The organism is Pseudotamlana haliotis (assembly GCF_008806375.1).
In the GTDB taxonomy this organism is placed as follows: Bacteria; Bacteroidota; Bacteroidia; order Flavobacteriales; family Flavobacteriaceae; genus Pseudotamlana; species Pseudotamlana haliotis.
Genome location: NZ_WAAT01000004.1, coordinates 56,403 through 73,856 on the forward strand (window position 1 = coordinate 56,403; position 17,454 = coordinate 73,856).

17 protein-coding genes are annotated in these 17,454 nt (G+C 32.6%); 9 read left to right on the forward strand and 8 right to left on the reverse strand.

Annotated features, from left to right (window positions below; genetic code table 11):
* Window positions 1-25: 25 nt before the first annotated feature.
* The 8 genes from aroB to porX form a co-directional block, all read right to left on the reverse strand.
* The gene (aroB, locus tag F6U93_RS00730) at window positions 26-1,093 is read right to left on the reverse strand and encodes a 3-dehydroquinate synthase (RefSeq protein ID WP_150935869.1); all 1,068 of its coding nucleotides are present in this window, start codon (window positions 1,091-1,093) and stop codon (window positions 26-28) included.
* A 127-nt stretch (window positions 1,094-1,220) separates the two neighbouring features.
* Window positions 1,221-2,291: an SDR family NAD(P)-dependent oxidoreductase gene (locus F6U93_RS00735; protein WP_150935871.1), complete on the reverse strand. Its 1,071-nt coding sequence runs from the start codon at window positions 2,289-2,291 to the stop codon at window positions 1,221-1,223.
* A 59-nt stretch (window positions 2,292-2,350) separates the two neighbouring features.
* Window positions 2,351-2,947 (reverse strand): sugar transferase, encoded by a 597-nt coding sequence (locus F6U93_RS00740; protein WP_317132814.1) that lies wholly within the window; start codon window positions 2,945-2,947, stop codon window positions 2,351-2,353.
* Window positions 2,937-3,320, reverse strand: coding sequence for a DUF4258 domain-containing protein (locus F6U93_RS00745; protein WP_150935872.1), 384 nt, complete (start codon window positions 3,318-3,320; stop codon window positions 2,937-2,939). The genes F6U93_RS00740 and F6U93_RS00745 overlap by 11 nt, the downstream gene beginning before the upstream one ends.
* A gap of 35 nt (window positions 3,321-3,355) precedes the next feature.
* Complete coding sequence (locus F6U93_RS00750) at window positions 3,356-4,555, reverse strand: alanine dehydrogenase (RefSeq protein WP_150935874.1); 1,200 nt, start codon at window positions 4,553-4,555, stop codon at window positions 3,356-3,358.
* Window positions 4,556-4,721: 166 nt separating this feature from the next.
* Window positions 4,722-5,270: a hypothetical protein gene (locus tag F6U93_RS00755; protein ID WP_225312481.1), complete on the reverse strand. Its 549-nt coding sequence runs from the start codon at window positions 5,268-5,270 to the stop codon at window positions 4,722-4,724.
* Between the two features lie 195 nt (window positions 5,271-5,465).
* Entirely contained in the window at window positions 5,466-5,879 is a 414-nt protein-coding gene (gene tsaE / locus F6U93_RS00760) for a tRNA (adenosine(37)-N6)-threonylcarbamoyltransferase complex ATPase subunit type 1 TsaE (RefSeq protein WP_150935875.1), read from the reverse strand.
* A gap of 74 nt (window positions 5,880-5,953) precedes the next feature.
* A complete protein-coding gene (gene porX, locus F6U93_RS00765) occupies window positions 5,954-7,507 on the reverse strand; it encodes a T9SS response regulator signal transducer PorX (RefSeq protein ID WP_150935877.1) in 1,554 nt (517 codons plus the stop codon).
* Between the two features lie 40 nt (window positions 7,508-7,547).
* Here porX and F6U93_RS00770 point away from each other — a divergent pair, with 40 nt between their 5' ends.
* The 9 genes from F6U93_RS00770 to F6U93_RS00810 all read left to right on the forward strand — a co-directional run bounded on the left by F6U93_RS00770 (window position 7,548) and on the right by F6U93_RS00810 (window position 17,439).
* Complete coding sequence (locus F6U93_RS00770; protein ID WP_150935879.1) at window positions 7,548-8,768, forward strand: HD domain-containing protein; 1,221 nt, start codon at window positions 7,548-7,550, stop codon at window positions 8,766-8,768.
* A gap of 54 nt (window positions 8,769-8,822) precedes the next feature.
* Window positions 8,823-9,848, forward strand: coding sequence for a UDP-3-O-(3-hydroxymyristoyl)glucosamine N-acyltransferase (gene lpxD / locus F6U93_RS00775; protein WP_150935882.1), 1,026 nt, complete (start codon window positions 8,823-8,825; stop codon window positions 9,846-9,848).
* Window positions 9,835-11,241, forward strand: coding sequence for a bifunctional UDP-3-O-[3-hydroxymyristoyl] N-acetylglucosamine deacetylase/3-hydroxyacyl-ACP dehydratase (locus F6U93_RS00780; RefSeq protein WP_150935883.1), 1,407 nt, complete (start codon window positions 9,835-9,837; stop codon window positions 11,239-11,241). Before lpxD ends, F6U93_RS00780 begins: the two co-directional genes overlap by 14 nt.
* A gap of 4 nt (window positions 11,242-11,245) precedes the next feature.
* Window positions 11,246-12,031 carry an acyl-ACP--UDP-N-acetylglucosamine O-acyltransferase gene (lpxA, locus tag F6U93_RS00785; protein ID WP_150935885.1) on the forward strand — a complete coding sequence of 262 codons (786 nt, stop codon included), beginning with the start codon at window positions 11,246-11,248 and terminating at the stop codon, window positions 12,029-12,031.
* A gap of 4 nt (window positions 12,032-12,035) precedes the next feature.
* The gene (gene efp, locus F6U93_RS00790) at window positions 12,036-12,602 is read left to right on the forward strand and encodes an elongation factor P (RefSeq protein WP_150935888.1); all 567 of its coding nucleotides are present in this window, start codon (window positions 12,036-12,038) and stop codon (window positions 12,600-12,602) included.
* 6 nt (window positions 12,603-12,608) lie between these two features.
* A complete protein-coding gene (locus F6U93_RS00795; RefSeq protein ID WP_150935890.1) occupies window positions 12,609-13,550 on the forward strand; it encodes a UDP-3-O-(3-hydroxymyristoyl)glucosamine N-acyltransferase in 942 nt (313 codons plus the stop codon).
* A gap of 69 nt (window positions 13,551-13,619) precedes the next feature.
* Window positions 13,620-14,492, forward strand: a complete 873-nt coding sequence (sucD, locus tag F6U93_RS00800; protein WP_150935892.1) for a succinate--CoA ligase subunit alpha — start codon at window positions 13,620-13,622, stop codon at window positions 14,490-14,492.
* A 144-nt stretch (window positions 14,493-14,636) separates the two neighbouring features.
* Complete coding sequence (fabG, locus tag F6U93_RS00805) at window positions 14,637-15,383, forward strand: 3-oxoacyl-[acyl-carrier-protein] reductase (protein WP_150935894.1); 747 nt, start codon at window positions 14,637-14,639, stop codon at window positions 15,381-15,383.
* 22 nt (window positions 15,384-15,405) lie between these two features.
* Window positions 15,406-17,439 (forward strand): VWA domain-containing protein, encoded by a 2,034-nt coding sequence (locus F6U93_RS00810; RefSeq protein WP_150935896.1) that lies wholly within the window; start codon window positions 15,406-15,408, stop codon window positions 17,437-17,439.
* The last annotated feature ends 15 nt before the right edge of the window (window positions 17,440-17,454 follow it).

Sequence of the window (17,454 nt, forward strand, 5' to 3'; positions counted from 1 at the left end):
TTTTTTTATATAAGATTTATGGTAATTATTTAGCATAATAATCAAAAGCATCAATAATGATTTGGTTATCAACAAGGCAATCTATCTTGTGTTTTCCAATGTCTTCTAATAAAACAAAGTTGATGTTACCGTGGTTATTTTTTTTATCGTATTTAAGTAATTCTGTAATTGTTCCATACTCGCTTTTATCAATACTCACCTTGCCATAATAACTTGTAAGTAAAGATTTAATAGCATTTGTTTTTTCCATAGGAAATCCGGTAAGTTCACTAGAAATATAGCACGCTAAAATCATGCCTACTACTACTGCTTCGCCGTGTAATAATGTTGTTTTATTTGGGCTACTTAAAAAATAGGATTCAATAGCATGGCCCAAAGTATGCCCAAAATTCAAGGTTTTTCTTAGTCCATCTTCAAAAGGATCTTCTTCAACCACATTTTTCTTAATTTCTATTGACTCATGAATTAAGCCATCTAAATCATCTAGAGATAGTTTTGATAAATCTTCAAATTTACTCCAATAAACAGGACCAGTAATAAGTCCGTGCTTCAGCATTTCAGCCAATCCAGAACGCATTTGATTTTTGGGTAAAGTATTTAAATATTGGGTATCAATTAAAACTAAATCAGGATTACTAATAACTCCTATTTGGTTTTTTAAATGCCCTAAATCCACTCCAGTTTTTCCACCCACAGAAGCATCAACCATAGAAAGTAGGGTAGTAGGTACATTGACATAAGAAATACCACGTTTAAAGGTACAAGCCACGAAACCTCCTAAATCGGTGATCACGCCGCCACCAATATTAATCATTAAACTTTTTCTATCTGCATCTAATTCTGATAGCGTATCCCAAACCCCAACACAAGTATCAATGTTTTTATTAATTTCTCCAGATTCAATTTCTATTATTTCAAGTGTTGTTTCTGTTTCTAATTTTTCTAAAAAAATAGGTAAACAATACTGATGCGTATTTTCATCAACTAAAATGAAGATTTTAGAAAAATTACGTTCAGCTAAATAATCGTTTAATGAGGAATAGCAAGTGTTATTGAAATGAATAAGACTATCATTTGCAGTAATAGAGTCCATAAATGTTTATTATATTTTAAGGTGGTGAAATTAAGGAGATTTTAGATAAAATGGTAATTAAGCTGTGATAATATTTAACTGAAAGTTCAATATTATTTACAAGAAATTTCAAATAAAATGCAGATATTTATAGACACTCAAGCAAAATTGATTTTATCTCCTCTAGAGAATCATTTGCTGTTATGGTTTTTAAGCTTTTGAAATCTATTGGTTTTACTCGATGATCGGTTTTAGTTTTAACCATAAATACATCATGTAATTTTGTTGGAATTAAATATTCTGAATTAGATAAAATATCTTCATGAAGTTTTTCGCCAAGACGTAGTTCTGTGATTTTAATTGGTGTAGAATCTATTGTTTTGGAGTAATTATAGAGCAAGCGTTCTACAATATCACTTATTTTTATTGGCTTACCCATATTGAAAGTAAAAGTATTATTTTCTGTATTTTCAATTTGAGCAATTTTTAAAATTAATTCACAGGCTTTATGTTTACTAATAAAATATCTCGAAATATGCTTACTTGTAAGCGTTATGGGTAGTTCTGATTCTATTTGCTTTTTTAGTAACGGAAGTACTGATCCATTTGACCCAATAATATTTCCAAATCGTGTATTTATGAATGTTGTTTTAGATATTGTATTTAAGTAATTTAAGTATACTTCGCTAATACGTTTTGACATTCCCATAACACTAATGGGGTTTACAGCTTTATCTGTTGAAATAAAAATAAAGCGATCAACAAGAAATTCCGAAGATAAATCTGCTAGTATTTGTGTTCCAAAAATATTGTTATTAACAGCCTTATAAGGGTTTTGTTCCATCAGTGGTACATGCTTATATGCCGCTGTATGAAAAACAATTGTAGGTTTATAAGTGTTAAAGGTGTTTTTTAAAGCTAGCTCATCGGTGATATCAAGAAGTTGATATACTAAATTGTTGGTGTTTTCAAATTCTAAATCCTTAATTAAATTATATAATGGAGATTCAGCAAAATCTATTAATATTAATTTTTTAAAAGTCCCTTTGACTAGTTTTTTAGTTAGTTCACTTCCAATGGTTCCTGCCGCACCTGTAACCAGAATGGTTTCTTCTGAAAAATTAAAAATCTCTTCTTTTATCTTATCTTTTTTAATAAATGAAAATAGACCAGAATCAGAAAGTAATTCATCAATAATTTTAGAGGTCGATATTTCCATAGGGTATTATTTTTTGAAATACAGTTTTTGGTTACGAAAGTTAACTAAAACAATAAATATTATTTAGTAATTACTTTAATTACTGTCAACATAATAAGTTGTACATCAAAAAAGAAGTTTTGTTTTTTGATATACTCTTTATTATATCTCAATTTATCTGGAATAATAGTTTCAATAAAAAACTTCTCAGGATCATCAGCCTTTTCAAGAAGTTCAACTTCATTTCTGTATTTTAATGATGCTAAACCTGTAATACCTGGTCTCACTTGAAAAATTCGCATATCGTCTTCAGAATAATAATTAACATAATGACGCAGTTCTGGCCTTGGTCCCACAAAACTCATATCACCTTTAATAATATTTATTAATTGCGGAAATTCATCAATTTTGTAACGCCTTAAAATGTAACCAGCATTGGTTACTCTAGAATCATGATTGCCTAGTGTTAGTAATCCTTTGGAATCAGATTCCGCACGCATGGTTCTAAATTTATAAATATTAAAATCCTTATTATCTTTCCCTACACGGGTTTGAATGAAAAATATAGGCCCTGGTGAGTCAAATTTTATTAGAATAATAATGATTAGAAAAAAGGGTAGAAGTACAATTAAGCCGAGTAAAGCAAAAACAAAGTCAAAACAACGTTTAATCATCATATTGGTTTAGTTTAATACTTTTTATTGTGGCGATGCTATCACAATTTTCAACAGTAAGAATGATAATTTTTTTGTCTATTTCACCCTCAACCGAATACACACCACAAGGTTCTTGTCTTGGTGAACTCGTAGAAAAATTAATATCACCTTTTTTTAAGATTAGAAAAACTTCTGTGGTATCAGTAATTTTTTGGTTTAAAACCTGATTAGCTTCAGAGCTATATAAAATTTTTTTGGTATTGATATTTTTTAAAACTCTAGCATCTGGCCCGTAGCTACAGGATGTTTTTTTCCCACTTAAAAAAAATGCCAATAATACGAGTCCTAATGAAAAACCACCAAGATAGTAGCCAATACGTTGAATAAGTTTCATTTAATAGAGTTGAGAGCAATAAAAGGGTAAGCTTTTTAAAATATGAGTAAATTAATATCACTATATTTTAAATCGAACCATTCACCAACAGGTTTGCTTGTTAAAATTCCGTGGTAAAAATACAATCCATTTTTTAAACCTCTGTCTAATCTTAAAGAATTTTCAAGTCCGCCGTCTTCAGCTATTTTTAAAAGGTAAGGTGTAAATATGTTACTAATTGAAATAGAAGCCGTACGTGGGTATCGTGCTGGAATATTTGGAACACAATAATGTACTACATTGTGTTTAACAAATGTAGGTTGTCTATGCGAAGTCACTTCACTCGTATCAAAACATCCACCCATATCTATACTGACATCAATGATAATAGCACCTTTTTTCATGGTTTCAACCATAGCTTCTGTAACAACTATTGGCGCTCTGTTTGAACCTCTCACAGCGCCAATAACCACATCACAACGTTTTAGAGCTTTTGCAAGATTTTTAGGTTGAATGGTTGATGTAAATAATGGTCGCCCAAGGTGCATTTGTACATTTCTTAATTTGGTGATAGAATTATCAAAAATTTTCACACCAGCACCCAAGCCAAGAGCGCTTCTAGCGGCAAATTCTCCAACGGTACCAGCGCCTAAAATCACCACTTCTAATGGCGGAACTCCACTGATATTCCCAAACATGAGTCCGTTTCCATTTTTAGTTTCAGATAATAATTCTGAAGCAATTAAAACAGAAGCCGTTCCAGCAATTTCACTTAAAGATTTTACTGCAGGATAACTACCATCAGTGTCTCGTATAAATTCAAAAGCCAAGGCCGTAATACGTTTTGTAGCAAGAGTTTCAAAGTATTTTTTTGACTGTGTTTTTAGTTGTAAAGCAGAAATTAAAATGGTTTGAGGATTAATCATTTTAATTTGTTCTAGAGTAGGAGGTTCTACTTTTAGAATCATGGGGCAAGAAAAAACTTTAGCCGTATCTTTTGTGATTTCTGCACCTGCCTCGCTATAATCTTTATCTGAAAAACTAGCGCCTTCACCAGCACCAGCTTCCATTAATACCCGATGTCCATTGCTTACCAAAGCATAAACAGCATCAGGGGTTAAACAAATACGTTTTTCCTGAAAAGCAGTTTCCTTTGGAACGCCTATAAATAGTTCGCCTTTTTTTCTAAAAATCTCAAGGGTTTCTTCTTGTGGAATAAGCTGCTGCTTAGTAAAGGGGGATAATTGTTTGGACATTATTGGCTGCTCTTAATAAAAATTCAAATTACAAATAAATTTGTTAATGAAGCTTTTAAACTTAAAAATAAATAGGATCTGAATGTGATTAAAATTGACCGTTAATCTCAAAGATAAATTATGAAAATTAATCCATTTATTTATAAAACCAGCATTTTTAGCTTAACTAAAAATAACTTCTAATTTTTCCCCAAAAACTTTTTGGAGTAACTCTTAACTCATCCTCTAAATCTTGAAGTGATTTATTGGCTTCATTTATTTTATTAAAAATTCTAGCTCTAACTAAATAAATTGAGGGGATAATTATTGCCATAATTGGAATTAGAAAGAGAAGTTGTTTTGAATGATCAATATAGGTTAGGTCATCGTTTAGCATGCTAATTGTTTGATAAGCATACATGGTTATTGGTATTATTAAGGTGTGATACCACCATTGTCTGCAGGTAAAAAACCAAATAAGTAGTAAATAGAGTGGAAGAATTTTGCTTGTTAAAATCCACATGGCAGTACTGGCATCTCCAAAATATTTGCTATCATAAGTAAATAAAAATGTGTGCCAAATTTGTTCTTTTGGAACGTTTTGGTGTAAATAAAAAAGATAAGGACTTATAGCAATTAAAAGCGCAACAATACTACCGCGTTGCAGACTTTTATTAGCGAGCTGTCGGAAATTTGAAGATTTGTTGTTTTTGATATTTGTTTGCTTGTCTTCCATTAAAAATTATAGTTCATCACATTAGTTCAAATTTCTTTTCAAAGAAAACTTTGTAGTCGAAGAAAATAGAGAAGTGAAAAAACAGAAGTTTCTTTATTTTTAATAAGTTTTTAATTTAATGAAATTATTTGAAATAACATTATGAAATTAAATGATATGTATAATTTTTAATATGTAAAAGTGAGAATTTGCAAATTAATATTTTTGATTTAACTGTAACAAACGCTTGTTATTATCTGCTATAGTAATATGAACTTCATCAAAGTCATCAAACAAATCAGCCTCTACTTTTTCGGGCCACTCAATGAGTTTCCAATGGTCAGAATCTAAATAATCTTCAATACCTAAATCATAAGCTTCCTCTGTGCTTTTTAATCGGTACAAATCAAAATGATAGAGTTTACCTTCAGTTAGACTGTATTCATTTACAATTGAAAAGGTAGGGCTACTCACTTCATCTTCACTTCCTAAACTTTGGACAATTTCCTTGATTAGCGTTGTTTTTCCAACCCCCATGTCGCCATAGAAAAGTAAAGTTTTTGTTTTTGAATTTTCAATGATTTGCTGAGCTACCTTCTCAATATCTTTTAGTTCGTATGTGATTTCCAATTTGATTTGATTTAATAAAACAAAATTAGCAATAAGATGATATAAAACCTAGTAAACAAAACCTATCGAGATTTCTATTTCGGATTAAACACAGCAAAAGGAATAATCATTTCTTCTAAAGAAACACCACCATGCTGAAAGGTGTTTCTAAAATAACTTACATAATGATTGTAATTATTTGGATAAGCAAAAAAGGAATCACCTTTAGCGAAAATAAACGAACTACTCATATTGATAGTAGGCAAGTGTAAATCTTTAGGGTTTTTAGCAAGAAGCACTTCCTTTTTATCGTAAGTCAAACTCCTACCTGTTTTATAGCGTAGGTTTAAGCTTGTGTCTCTATCACCTATTACCTTTGATGGGTTTTTAACATTAATGGTACCGTGATCTGTAGTTAAAATAAGTTTAAACCCTAAATGCTGGGCTTGTTGAATCATGTCTAACAACGGTGAATTTTTAAACCAACTTAAGGTTAATGATCGGTAAGCTTTATCATTTGAAGCTAGCTCTTTAATCACTTCCATTTCTGTTTTGGAATGCGAAAGCATATCAACAAAATTATATACAACCACAGATAAATCATTGTTTTTTAATGATTTGAAGTTTTCTGCTAGCTTTTTACCCGATTTTAAACTTGTTATTTTGTGATATTCATGATTTAAATGAGATAAACCTAAACGCTTTAACTGAGCTTCTAAAAAATCGGCTTCATGTAAATTTTTACCGCCTTCATCGGTATCGTTTTTCCAATATTGTGGAAAAAGTTTTTCCATATCGGCTGGCATCAGTCCAGAAAATATGGCATTTCTAGCATATTGTGTAGCTGTAGGTAAGATACTGAAGAAAGCTTCTTCCTTTTCTTTTTTATAGTAATTATTAATGATTGGCTCAAAAACTTTGAATTGGTCATAGCGTAAATTGTCAATCACAATTAAAATTGTAGGCTGCTCTTTGCTAATTTCAGGCATTATTCTTTCCTTGAAAAGCGTATGCGACATGATAGGAGCGTCGGTATTTGGCTGAAACCAGTTTTCGTATCTTTTTTCAATAAACTTACCAAACTGTGTATTGGCTTCGCTTTTTTGAGATTCTAAAATTTCAAACATGCCAATGTCTTCAATCTCTTCCAGTTGAATTTCCCAATAGATGAGTTTTTGATATAAATTACACCATTCCTCATAAGAATTTACCATAGATAAATCCATAGCAATTTTTCTAAATTCCTGTTGATAATTTGAAGTGGTTTTTTCTGAAATTAGTCGAGAATGATCTAAATTCTTTTTTAATGAAAGTAGGATTTGGTTAGGATTTACGGGCTTTATTAAATAATCAGCAATTTTGTTTCCAATAGCCTCTTCCATAATATATTCTTCTTCACTTTTGGTAATCATAACCACAGGAAGACTATCTTTTTTCTCTTTAATTTCATTGAGGGTTTCTAAACCTGTTAACCCCGGCATGTTTTCATCTAAAAAAACAATATCGAAATTTTCTTCATCTAAAATATCAATAGCCTCAGTACCGCTTTTACATTTGGTGACTTTGTAGTTTTTACTTTCTAAAAATAAAATATGAGGTTTTAATAAATCTATTTCATCATCAACCCAAAGTATTTTTATTGTATTCATATAGCTATATTTGTAGATATTTAATTATAAAAGTTAAAGTTTGAACAAACTTAAAATATTAAACGACCCAATTTACGGATTTATTACCATTCCGAATTCGCTAATCTTCGATTTAATTCAGCATAAATATTTTCAACGCTTACGACGAATAACCCAAATGGGGATGTCGTATTTAGTATATCCAGGCGCGCATCATACAAGATTTCATCATGCCATTGGTTGTGTGCATTTAATGCAACAAGCAGTTAATGTGCTTCGTTTTAAAGGGGTTATCATTTCAGAAGAAGAAGAAACAGGCTTATATGCAGCCATTTTACTGCATGATATTGGTCATGGGCCATTTTCTCATGCCATGGAACATAGTATTGTAAATAATGTGTCTCACGAAGAGATTTCCCTGCTTTTTATGGAACGTTTAAATATTGAATTTAACGGAAGTTTAACGCTTGCGATTCAGATTTTTAAAGGTGAATACCCTCGGAAATTTCTGTTTCAGTTAATCTCAAGTCAGCTAGACATGGATCGTGCTGATTATCTTAAGCGTGATAGCTTTTATACCGGAGTCGCTGAAGGAAACATCAATAGTGAACGATTGATTACTATGTTGAATGTGGTTGAGGATGAACTCGTAGTTGAAGAAAAAGGTATTTATAGTGTTGAAAAATTCATCATTGCTAGACGTTTAATGTATTGGCAGGTCTATCTGCATAAAACAGGCTTGGTGGCTGAGCAATTACTTATTAGAGTATTACAACGAGCTAAGGAGCTTCATGACGCTGGGGTGTATTTAAGTGCAAGTAAAGCCTTGATGTATTTTCTAAATAATAAAATCACCTTAGATAATTTTAATGAAGAAACACTTGATGTTTTCGCTCAGCTTGATGATTATGATGTTATTTCCGCAATGAAGGAATGGCAATTACATAGCGATTTTGTGTTGAGTGAATTATGTCAAATGATTATTAATAGGAATCTACTAAAGATCAAGGTGAGAAATAAAAGTATCAAGAATGATAGTCTTGAAAAACGTACCACGGCTTTAATGAATAGCTATAATATCTCTCGTGAAGAAGCCCGTTATTTTGTGTTTACAGGCCAGATTTCTAATCAAGCTTACCATATAAAGGATAAACGTATTAATATTTTGCATAAATCAGGGAAAATTCAGGATATTGTAAAGGCTTCCGACCAATTAAATCTTAAAGCTTTGTCAAAACCAGTAACTAAATATTATATCTGTTACCCGAAGGACAAACTTTAACACATTTTTTCCTATTTTTGTCACAATTAAAAAAAAACCATCAAACTTAATAGTGTGAAATTTACAGCACAACAAATAGCAGAAATCCTAGAGGGAGATGTTGATGGAAACCCAAATGCCGAAGTGTCAAAACTTTCTAAAATTGAAGAAGGTTTTGAAGGGGCATTAACGTTTTTAGCAAATCCGAAGTACAAGCAACATATATACAATACAAAAGCTTCTATTACAATTGTCAATAAAACTTTTGTTCCTGAGCAGGAAGTTGAAACGACACTGATTAAAGTCGATGATGCTTATTTAGCTTTTTCAAAAATTTTAGAATATTATAACTCTGTAAAACTTAATAAAGTAGGTGTAGAGCAGCCTTCATTTGTTTCTGAATCGGCTTCATATGGTGATAATTTATACCTAGGCGCCTTTAGCTACATTGCAAATAATGTTGTTTTAGGTGACAATGTGAAAATTTTCCCCAATGTTTATATTGGTGACAATGTTGTTATTGGAGACAATACCATTGTTTTTGCTGGAGCTAAAATTTATTCTGAAAGTATCATTGGAGCAAATTGCGTTATTAATTCAGGTGCTATAATTGGTGCCGACGGTTTTGGTTTTGCTCCCAATGATGAGGGTGGATATAATAAAGTGCCTCAAATAGGTAACGTTATTATTGAGGACTTTGTTGATGTAGGTGCAGCGACTACTATTGATAGAGCTACTTTAGGATCCACTATTATTAGAAAAGGCGTGAAACTTGATAATCAAATTCAAATAGCCCATAATGTTGAAGTTGGAGAAAACACGGTTATAGCCGCCCAAACAGGTGTTGCTGGGTCAACTAAAATTGGTGAACATTGTCAAATTGGAGGACAAGTGGGTATTGCCGGACACATTACCATAGGTAATAATGTTAGAATACAAGCACAATCAGGTATTGGAAGGAATATAAAGGATAATGAGACATTACAAGGCTCTCCTGCAATAAAATTAAGTGACTATAACAAGGCCTATGTCCATTTTAAAAACTTGCCTACAATAGTTAAAAATATAAACGATTTAGAAAAAACAAATGGGAATAGTTAATACTGAAATCAAACAAAAAACAATTAAAGACAGTGTGTCTTTAAATGGTGTTGGGTTACATACAGGTAAAAACGTAACCTTAACTTTTAAACCAGCAGAGGCAAATACAGGATTTGTATTTAAACGTGTCGATTTAGAAGGAGAGCCTGTAATTCAAGCTGACGCGAATTATGTAACGAACACTCAACGTGGTACCTGTTTAGAAAAAAATGGCGTTGTTATTCAAACTTCAGAGCACGTTTTAGCTGCCTTAGTAGGTTTAGATATCGATAACATGGTTATTGAATTAGACGCATCAGAACCACCAATTATGGATGGTTCATCTAAGTTTTTTGTTGAAGCGGTTGAAAAAGCAGGTATTATTGAACTAGATTCGTTTAGAGAAGAGTTTGAGATTACAGACATTGTATCGTATACAGATGAAGAAACTGGTAGTGAAATTCTAATCATGCCAGCAACAGAATACCAAATCACCACAATGGTAGATTTTGGCACAAAAGTATTAGGTACTCAAAATGCCACCTTAAATAGAATATCAGATTTTAAAGAACACATATCTAATTCCCGAACCTTTAGTTTCTTACATGAAATTGAAATGCTCCTAGAGAATGGACTAATAAAAGGAGGCGACTTAAACAACGCTATTGTTTATGTTGATAAAGCTTTATCTCCTGAAACTTTAGAAAAACTTAAAGTAGCTTTTAAAAAGGATAGTATTAGTATTAAACCTAACGGTATTCTAGACAACCTTACTTTACACCACCCTAATGAGGCCGCTAGACATAAATTATTAGATGTACTCGGTGATTTAGCTTTGGTGGGTACTCGTATAAAAGGTAAAGTTATTGCTAATAAGCCTGGGCATTTTGTAAACACACAATTTGCTAAAAAATTAGCGAAAATTATTAAAAATGAACGTAGAAACAATGTACCAAATATAGATTTGCATTCAGCGCCTTTAATGGACGTGAATCAAATTATGGCCATGTTACCACACAGGCAACCATTTTTATTAATAGATAAAGTTTTTGAACTTACAGATAGTTACGTAACGGCAATGAAAAACGTCACTATGAATGAAGAGTTCTTTAAAGGGCATTTTCCAGGAGCTCCTGTGATGCCTGGTGTTTTAATTTGTGAAGCCATGGCGCAAACGGGAGGTATTTTAGTGTTAAATACAGTACCAGACCCAGAGAACTATTTAACCTTTTTCATGAAGATGGATAATGTTAAATTTAAGCAAAAGGTGGTTCCGGGTGACACTTTAATCTTCAAATGTTCGTTAATTACGCCAATACGTCGTGGAATTTGCCATATGCAAGGTTATGCTTACGCTAATGGTAAGCTTTGTGCAGAAGCAGAATTAATGGCACAAATTTCTAAAGTAAAATAAAATTATGAATCAACCTTTGGCATATGTGCATCCAGGTGCAAAAATTGCAAAAAACGTTGTAATCGAACCGTTCGCAACAATACACAACAATGTAATAATAGGTGAGGGTTCTTGGATTGGAAGCAATGTGACCATAATGGAAGGGGCTCGAATAGGAAAGAACTGTAATATATTTCCTGGCTCGGTCATTTCAGCCGTTCCTCAAGATCTAAAATATAATGATGAAGACACTACCGTAGAAATTGGTGACAATGTAACTATAAGAGAGTGTGTGACCATTAATAGGGGAACCGTTGATAAGATGAAAACTGTAATTGGAGACAATTGTTTAATTATGGCTTATTGTCATATTGCCCATGATTGTGTGGTAGGAAACAATTGTATCTTCTCAAACAATAGCACCTTAGCAGGGCATATTAATGTTGGTGATTATGTGGTACTAGCAGGTATGACTGCCGTTCATCAATTTGTGTCTATTGGTAATCATGCCTTTGTAACAGGGGGGTCTTTAGTACGTAAAGATGTGCCACCTTTTGTTAAAGCGGCACGTGAACCTTTATCTTATGTGGGTATTAATTCAGTTGGATTAAGACGAAGAGGTTTTACAACAGATAAAATTAGAGAAGTTCAAGATATTTATAGAATTCTCTATCAGAAAAATTATAACAACACCCAAGCTGCTGAAATTATAGAAGCAGAAATGGAGGCAACTCCAGAGCGTGATGAAATTCTTCAATTTATTAAGAATTCTCATCGAGGCATTATGAAAGGATATTTTAAATCAAATTAAATACATGGCAACAACATCAGATATTAGAAACGGATTATGCATTAGGTATAATAATGATATTTATAAAGTAGTAGAGTTTTTACACGTAAAACCTGGAAAAGGCCCTGCTTTCGTTAGAACAAAATTAAAAAGCGTTACCAACGGAAAAGTTGTTGATAATACTTTTTCAGCTGGACATAAATTAGAAGATGTTCGTGTTGAAACCCACAAATTTCAATTTTTATATAATGATGGTGAATATTATCATTTTATGAATACCGAAGACTACACTCAAATTCAATTAGTTGAAGCGGTTTTAGATAGACCTGAGTTAATGAAGGAAGGAGAAGTAGTGACTGTAATTATTAATTCTGAAGATAATGCACCGCTTTCTGTTGAAATGCCTGCTAGTGTTGTTCTAGAAATTACTGCTACTGAACCAGGTGTTAAAGGAAACACGGCAACCAATGCTACAAAACCAGCAACTGTTGAAACTGGAGCTACTGTAAATGTCCCTCTTTTTATTAATGAAGGAGACAAAATTAAAGTAGAAACAGAAAAAGGAACTTACAAAGAACGTGTTAAAGAATAGGGCCTGTTGAAGTTTCCAAACCCATACGCTTTAAATCAAATTGCAGATTTAATTCAATGTGAATTTATAGGTGATCCTGATTTTCCTGTTTTGGGCATGAATGAAATTCATGTCGTAGAACTAGGAGATATCGTATTTGTAGATCATCCTAAATATTATGATAAGGCTTTAGAGTCTGCTGCTACTATTGTTTTAATTAACAAAGTAGTTGATTGCCCTGAAGGCAAGGCTTTATTGGTTAGTGATGATCCGTTTAGGGATTTTAATAAGCTTACAGAACATTTTAAGCCTTTTAAAGCTTCAAATTCGGCAATTTCAGATTCAGCCAAAATTGGTAAAAACACAGTGATTCAACCCAATTGTTTCATAGGAAACAATGTGGTTGTTGGTAATCATTGTGTCATTCATTCCAATGTGAGTATTTATGATGACGCCGTAATTGGTGATCATGTAACTATTCATTCAGGAACAGTTTTAGGTGCTAATGCCTTTTACTATAAAAATCGACCAGAAGGCTATGACCAGTTAAAATCAGGCGGACGTGTAGTTATTGAAAACAACGTTGATATAGGTGCTGCCTGCACTATTGATCGAGGTGTTACTGGAGATACAACTATTGGTGAAGGTTCTAAATTAGACAATCAAATTCAAATTGGTCACGATACTGTTATTGGTAAAAAATGTTTAATTGCTTCTCAAGTTGGTATTGCAGGTTGTGTGGTTCTTGAAGATGAAGTGACTATTTGGGGGCAAGTGGGCTGCACTAGTGGTATTACCATTGGAAAAAAAGCTGTAGTTCAGGCGCAATCTGGTATTAGTAAATCTTTGCCAGGAGGGAAGGTTTATTTTGGCTATCCTGCCGAAGAAGTTAGGGTTAAACTCAAGGAATTAGCAGGCATACGTCAGATTCCAAAAATTTTAGAGATTTTGAAATCAAAAAAACTGTAATTTTCTATAAAAAGTTAATTCAAAAAATTACATTTGTTTTTTAAATATATTAACAATTAATTATCACTTATGAGTGTTTTAGTAAATAAAGATTCAAAAATTATTGTTCAAGGGTTCACTGGTAGTGAAGGTACTTTCCACGCTAGCCAAATGATTGAATACGGAACCAACGTTGTTGGTGGTGTTACTCCAGGAAAAGGAGGGCAAAAACATTTAGACAAACCTGTTTTCAATACAGTAGCTGAAGCTGTTGAACAAGTAGGAGCAGACACAACTATTATTTTCGTACCGCCAGCATTTGCTGCCGATGCTATCATGGAAGCTGCTGATGCTGGAATTAAAGTGATAATTACTATTACAGAAGGTATTCCTGTAGCAGATATGATTACTGCTTCAAGTTATATTAAAGATAAAGATTGTCGTTTAATTGGTCCTAACTGTCCAGGTGTTATAACTCCAGGTGAAGCTAAAGTTGGTATTATGCCAGGTTTTGTTTTCAAACAAGGTAAAGTTGGTATTGTTTCAAAATCAGGAACATTAACTTACGAAGCAGCTGATCAAGTTGTAAAACAAGGTTTAGGAATTACTACAGCCATCGGTATTGGTGGTGACCCTATCATCGGAACAACAACCAAAGAAGCTGTTGAGTTATTAATTAATGACCCAGAAACTGAAGCTGTTGTAATGATTGGTGAAATTGGAGGACAATTAGAGGCTGATGCTGCTAACTGGTACAAGGCTAGTGGAAGTAAAAAACCTGTTGTAGGTTTTATTGCTGGTGAAACAGCTCCTGCAGGACGTACAATGGGACACGCAGGTGCGATTGTAGGTGGTAGTGATGATACAGCACAAGCTAAAAAAGCAATTATGAGAGAATGTGGTATTCACGTAGTAGATTCTCCAGCTGAAATCGGTAAGAAAATTGCTGAAGTTTTAGGATAATACATAAACCAAATACAAAAAAACCTTGCAAACATTTGCGAGGTTTTTTTTATTTGAAGCCATTTGTATTTGCTATATTTGGTATTATTAAAATAAGCTCAATCCCTCTGTTTTAAAATAGGGAGATATTAAAAAATAATCATAATGAAACTATTAGAAGGTAAAACTGCCATTGTAACTGGTGCAAGTCGTGGTATTGGAAAAGGAATTGCCCAAGTATTTGCTGCTCAAGGTGCAAATGTTGCGTTTACATACAGTTCATCTGTCGATGCTGCAAATGCGTTAGAAAAAGAATTAGTTGCTTTAGGTGTTGAAGCAAAAGGATATAAAAGTAATGCCGCAAGTTTTGAGGAAGCTCAAAAGTTAGCTGCAGACGTGGTTGCCGAATTTGGAGCTATCGATATTTTAGTAAACAATGCCGGTATCACGAAAGACAATTTATTAATGCGTATTTCTGAAGAAGATTTTGACACCGTTATTGAGGTGAATTTGAAATCGGTTTTCAATATGACTAAAGCCGTACAACGAACCATGTTAAAACAACGTAAAGGTTCCATCATTAACATGAGTTCGGTGGTAGGTGTAAAAGGAAATGCTGGTCAAACGAATTATGCAGCTTCTAAAGCTGGAATTATTGGTTTTTCTAAATCGGTTGCTTTAGAATTAGGTTCAAGAAACATTAGAAGTAACGTTGTTGCTCCTGGTTTTATTGAAACTGAAATGACGGCCAAATTAGATGACACTGTTGTTGAAGGATGGCGTGCTGGAATTCCTTTAAAAAGAGGCGGAACCCCTGAAGATATTGCTAATGTTTGTGTGTTTTTAGGAAGTGATATGAGTGCTTATATTACCGGACAAACATTAAATGTTGATGGTGGTATGCTAACTTAAAATTCAATTTCTTGTTCTTTTAATGAGTTCAGAAACGATATTATACATAATACTTGCTGGAATTTTAGCGCTACTCTTAGCGCTATTTCAGTATTTTAGAAAAGGGAAAAACATGTCTAAATGGTACATGTTTTTTTCTTTTTTAAGATTTATAATTATATTTTCTATACTACTTTTAATTATCAATCCGAGTTTTGAGCAACTCACACTGCATGTAGAAAAACCAAATTTAGTAGTGGCTGTTGATAACTCCACATCCGTAAAGTATTTGAAACAAGATGGTGCAGTTAAAAATTTTATTGAAACTATTCAAAACCATGCAGGGCTTCAAGAAAAATTTAATCTAGATGTTTATACCTTTGGTGATAAACTTAATGCATTAGACTCTCTTAGTTTCTCTGAGAGCCAAACCAATATCTATCATGCTTTTAAACAACTATCACAGGTTTATAAGCAAAGTACGGCTCCAACAATTTTAATTTCAGATGGAAATCAAACTTACGGCAACGATTATCAGTTTGTACATGATTTGTATAAACAGCCTATTTATCCTGTTATTTTAGGTCATACTGTTCGCTATACCGATTTAAAGATTCAGCAATTAAACGTGAATCGTTACGTATATTTAAAAAATAAGTTTCCAGTAGAAACCATTGTGGTTTATAATGGTTCAGAAACGGTGAATTCAAAATTTGAGATTTCTAACCAACATGGTGTTGTATTTTCAAAACCTGTTACTTTTTCAAAAGAAGACAACTCTAAGGTCATTCATTTTACTTTACCAGCTACCGCGGTAGGAGTGAGTAAATATAAAGCTCAAATCATCCCGCTTTCTCATGAAAAAAATAGAGTCAATAATATTAAAAATTTTGCTGTAGAGGTTGTTGACCAAAAGACGAATATTGCTATTATTAGTGATTTTTTACATCCTGACCTTGGCGCACTAAAAAAGAGCATAGAAAGTAACGAACAACGTTTTGTATCTATTTTAAAACCTGATAATATAATTGATAAAATTAATGATTTTCAGTTGTTTATAGTGTATCAGCCCAACCACAGGTTTAAATTGTTGTTAAATAAACTGAAAACTTCAAATGGAAACTACTTTACAGTTATAGGAGCTAAAACCAACTTAAATTTCATTAATAATACTTCAGAAGTTTACGATCACGACATCACCAATCAGCGTGAAGATTATCAGGCTGTGTTAAATAGTAATTACCATCCGTTTATTATCGATGATATTGGTTTTGAATCTTTTCCGCCTTTACAATCGCATTACGGAAGTATTAAATTTAAACAACCAGTAGATGTGCTTTTAAATAAAAGCGTACATAAGGTTTCAACTGACGACCCGTTATTGGTGACTTTTGAAACCCAAGGCAGACGAGAAGCTGTTTTATTGGGAGAAAACATTTGGAAATGGCGAGCACACAGTTATTTAGAAAACCAATCGTTCCAAGAATTTGATGATTTCTTAGGTAAACTCGTGCAGTATTTAGCTTCAAACAAACAAAAAAGCCGTTTAAACCTTGATTATAATTCATTTTATGAGGGTAATAATCATGTGGTTATTAAAGCCGATTTTTTTGATAAAAACTATGTCTTTGATGCTCGTGAAACCCTTCATATCACAGTGACTAATAAGGTATCTGAATTAAGTAAAACCTTCCCTTTAGTACTTAAAAACAATCATTTTGAAGTAGATTTAAGTGGTTTAGAAGCTGCCGAGTATCAATTCACCGTAAAAGCGACAAATGAAAAGATTTCAAAATCAGGTAGTTTTGAAATTTTAGAATATAACGTCGAACAACAATTTTTAAATGCTAATGTTTCAAAGATGAAGCAATTGGCAACTAACAGCTCTGGAACACCTTATTTTATGGGTAATTCAGAAGGCATAATTAACGAAATATTAGCAGATAATCGCTACCAAGCTATACAGAAAAGTACTAAAAATACCATACCTTTGGTAGATTGGAAATACCTCTTGGCAATCATTGCCTCAAGCCTTGGTTTAGAGTGGTTTTTAAGAAAATATAACGGATTAATTTAAATAAATAATTATAGA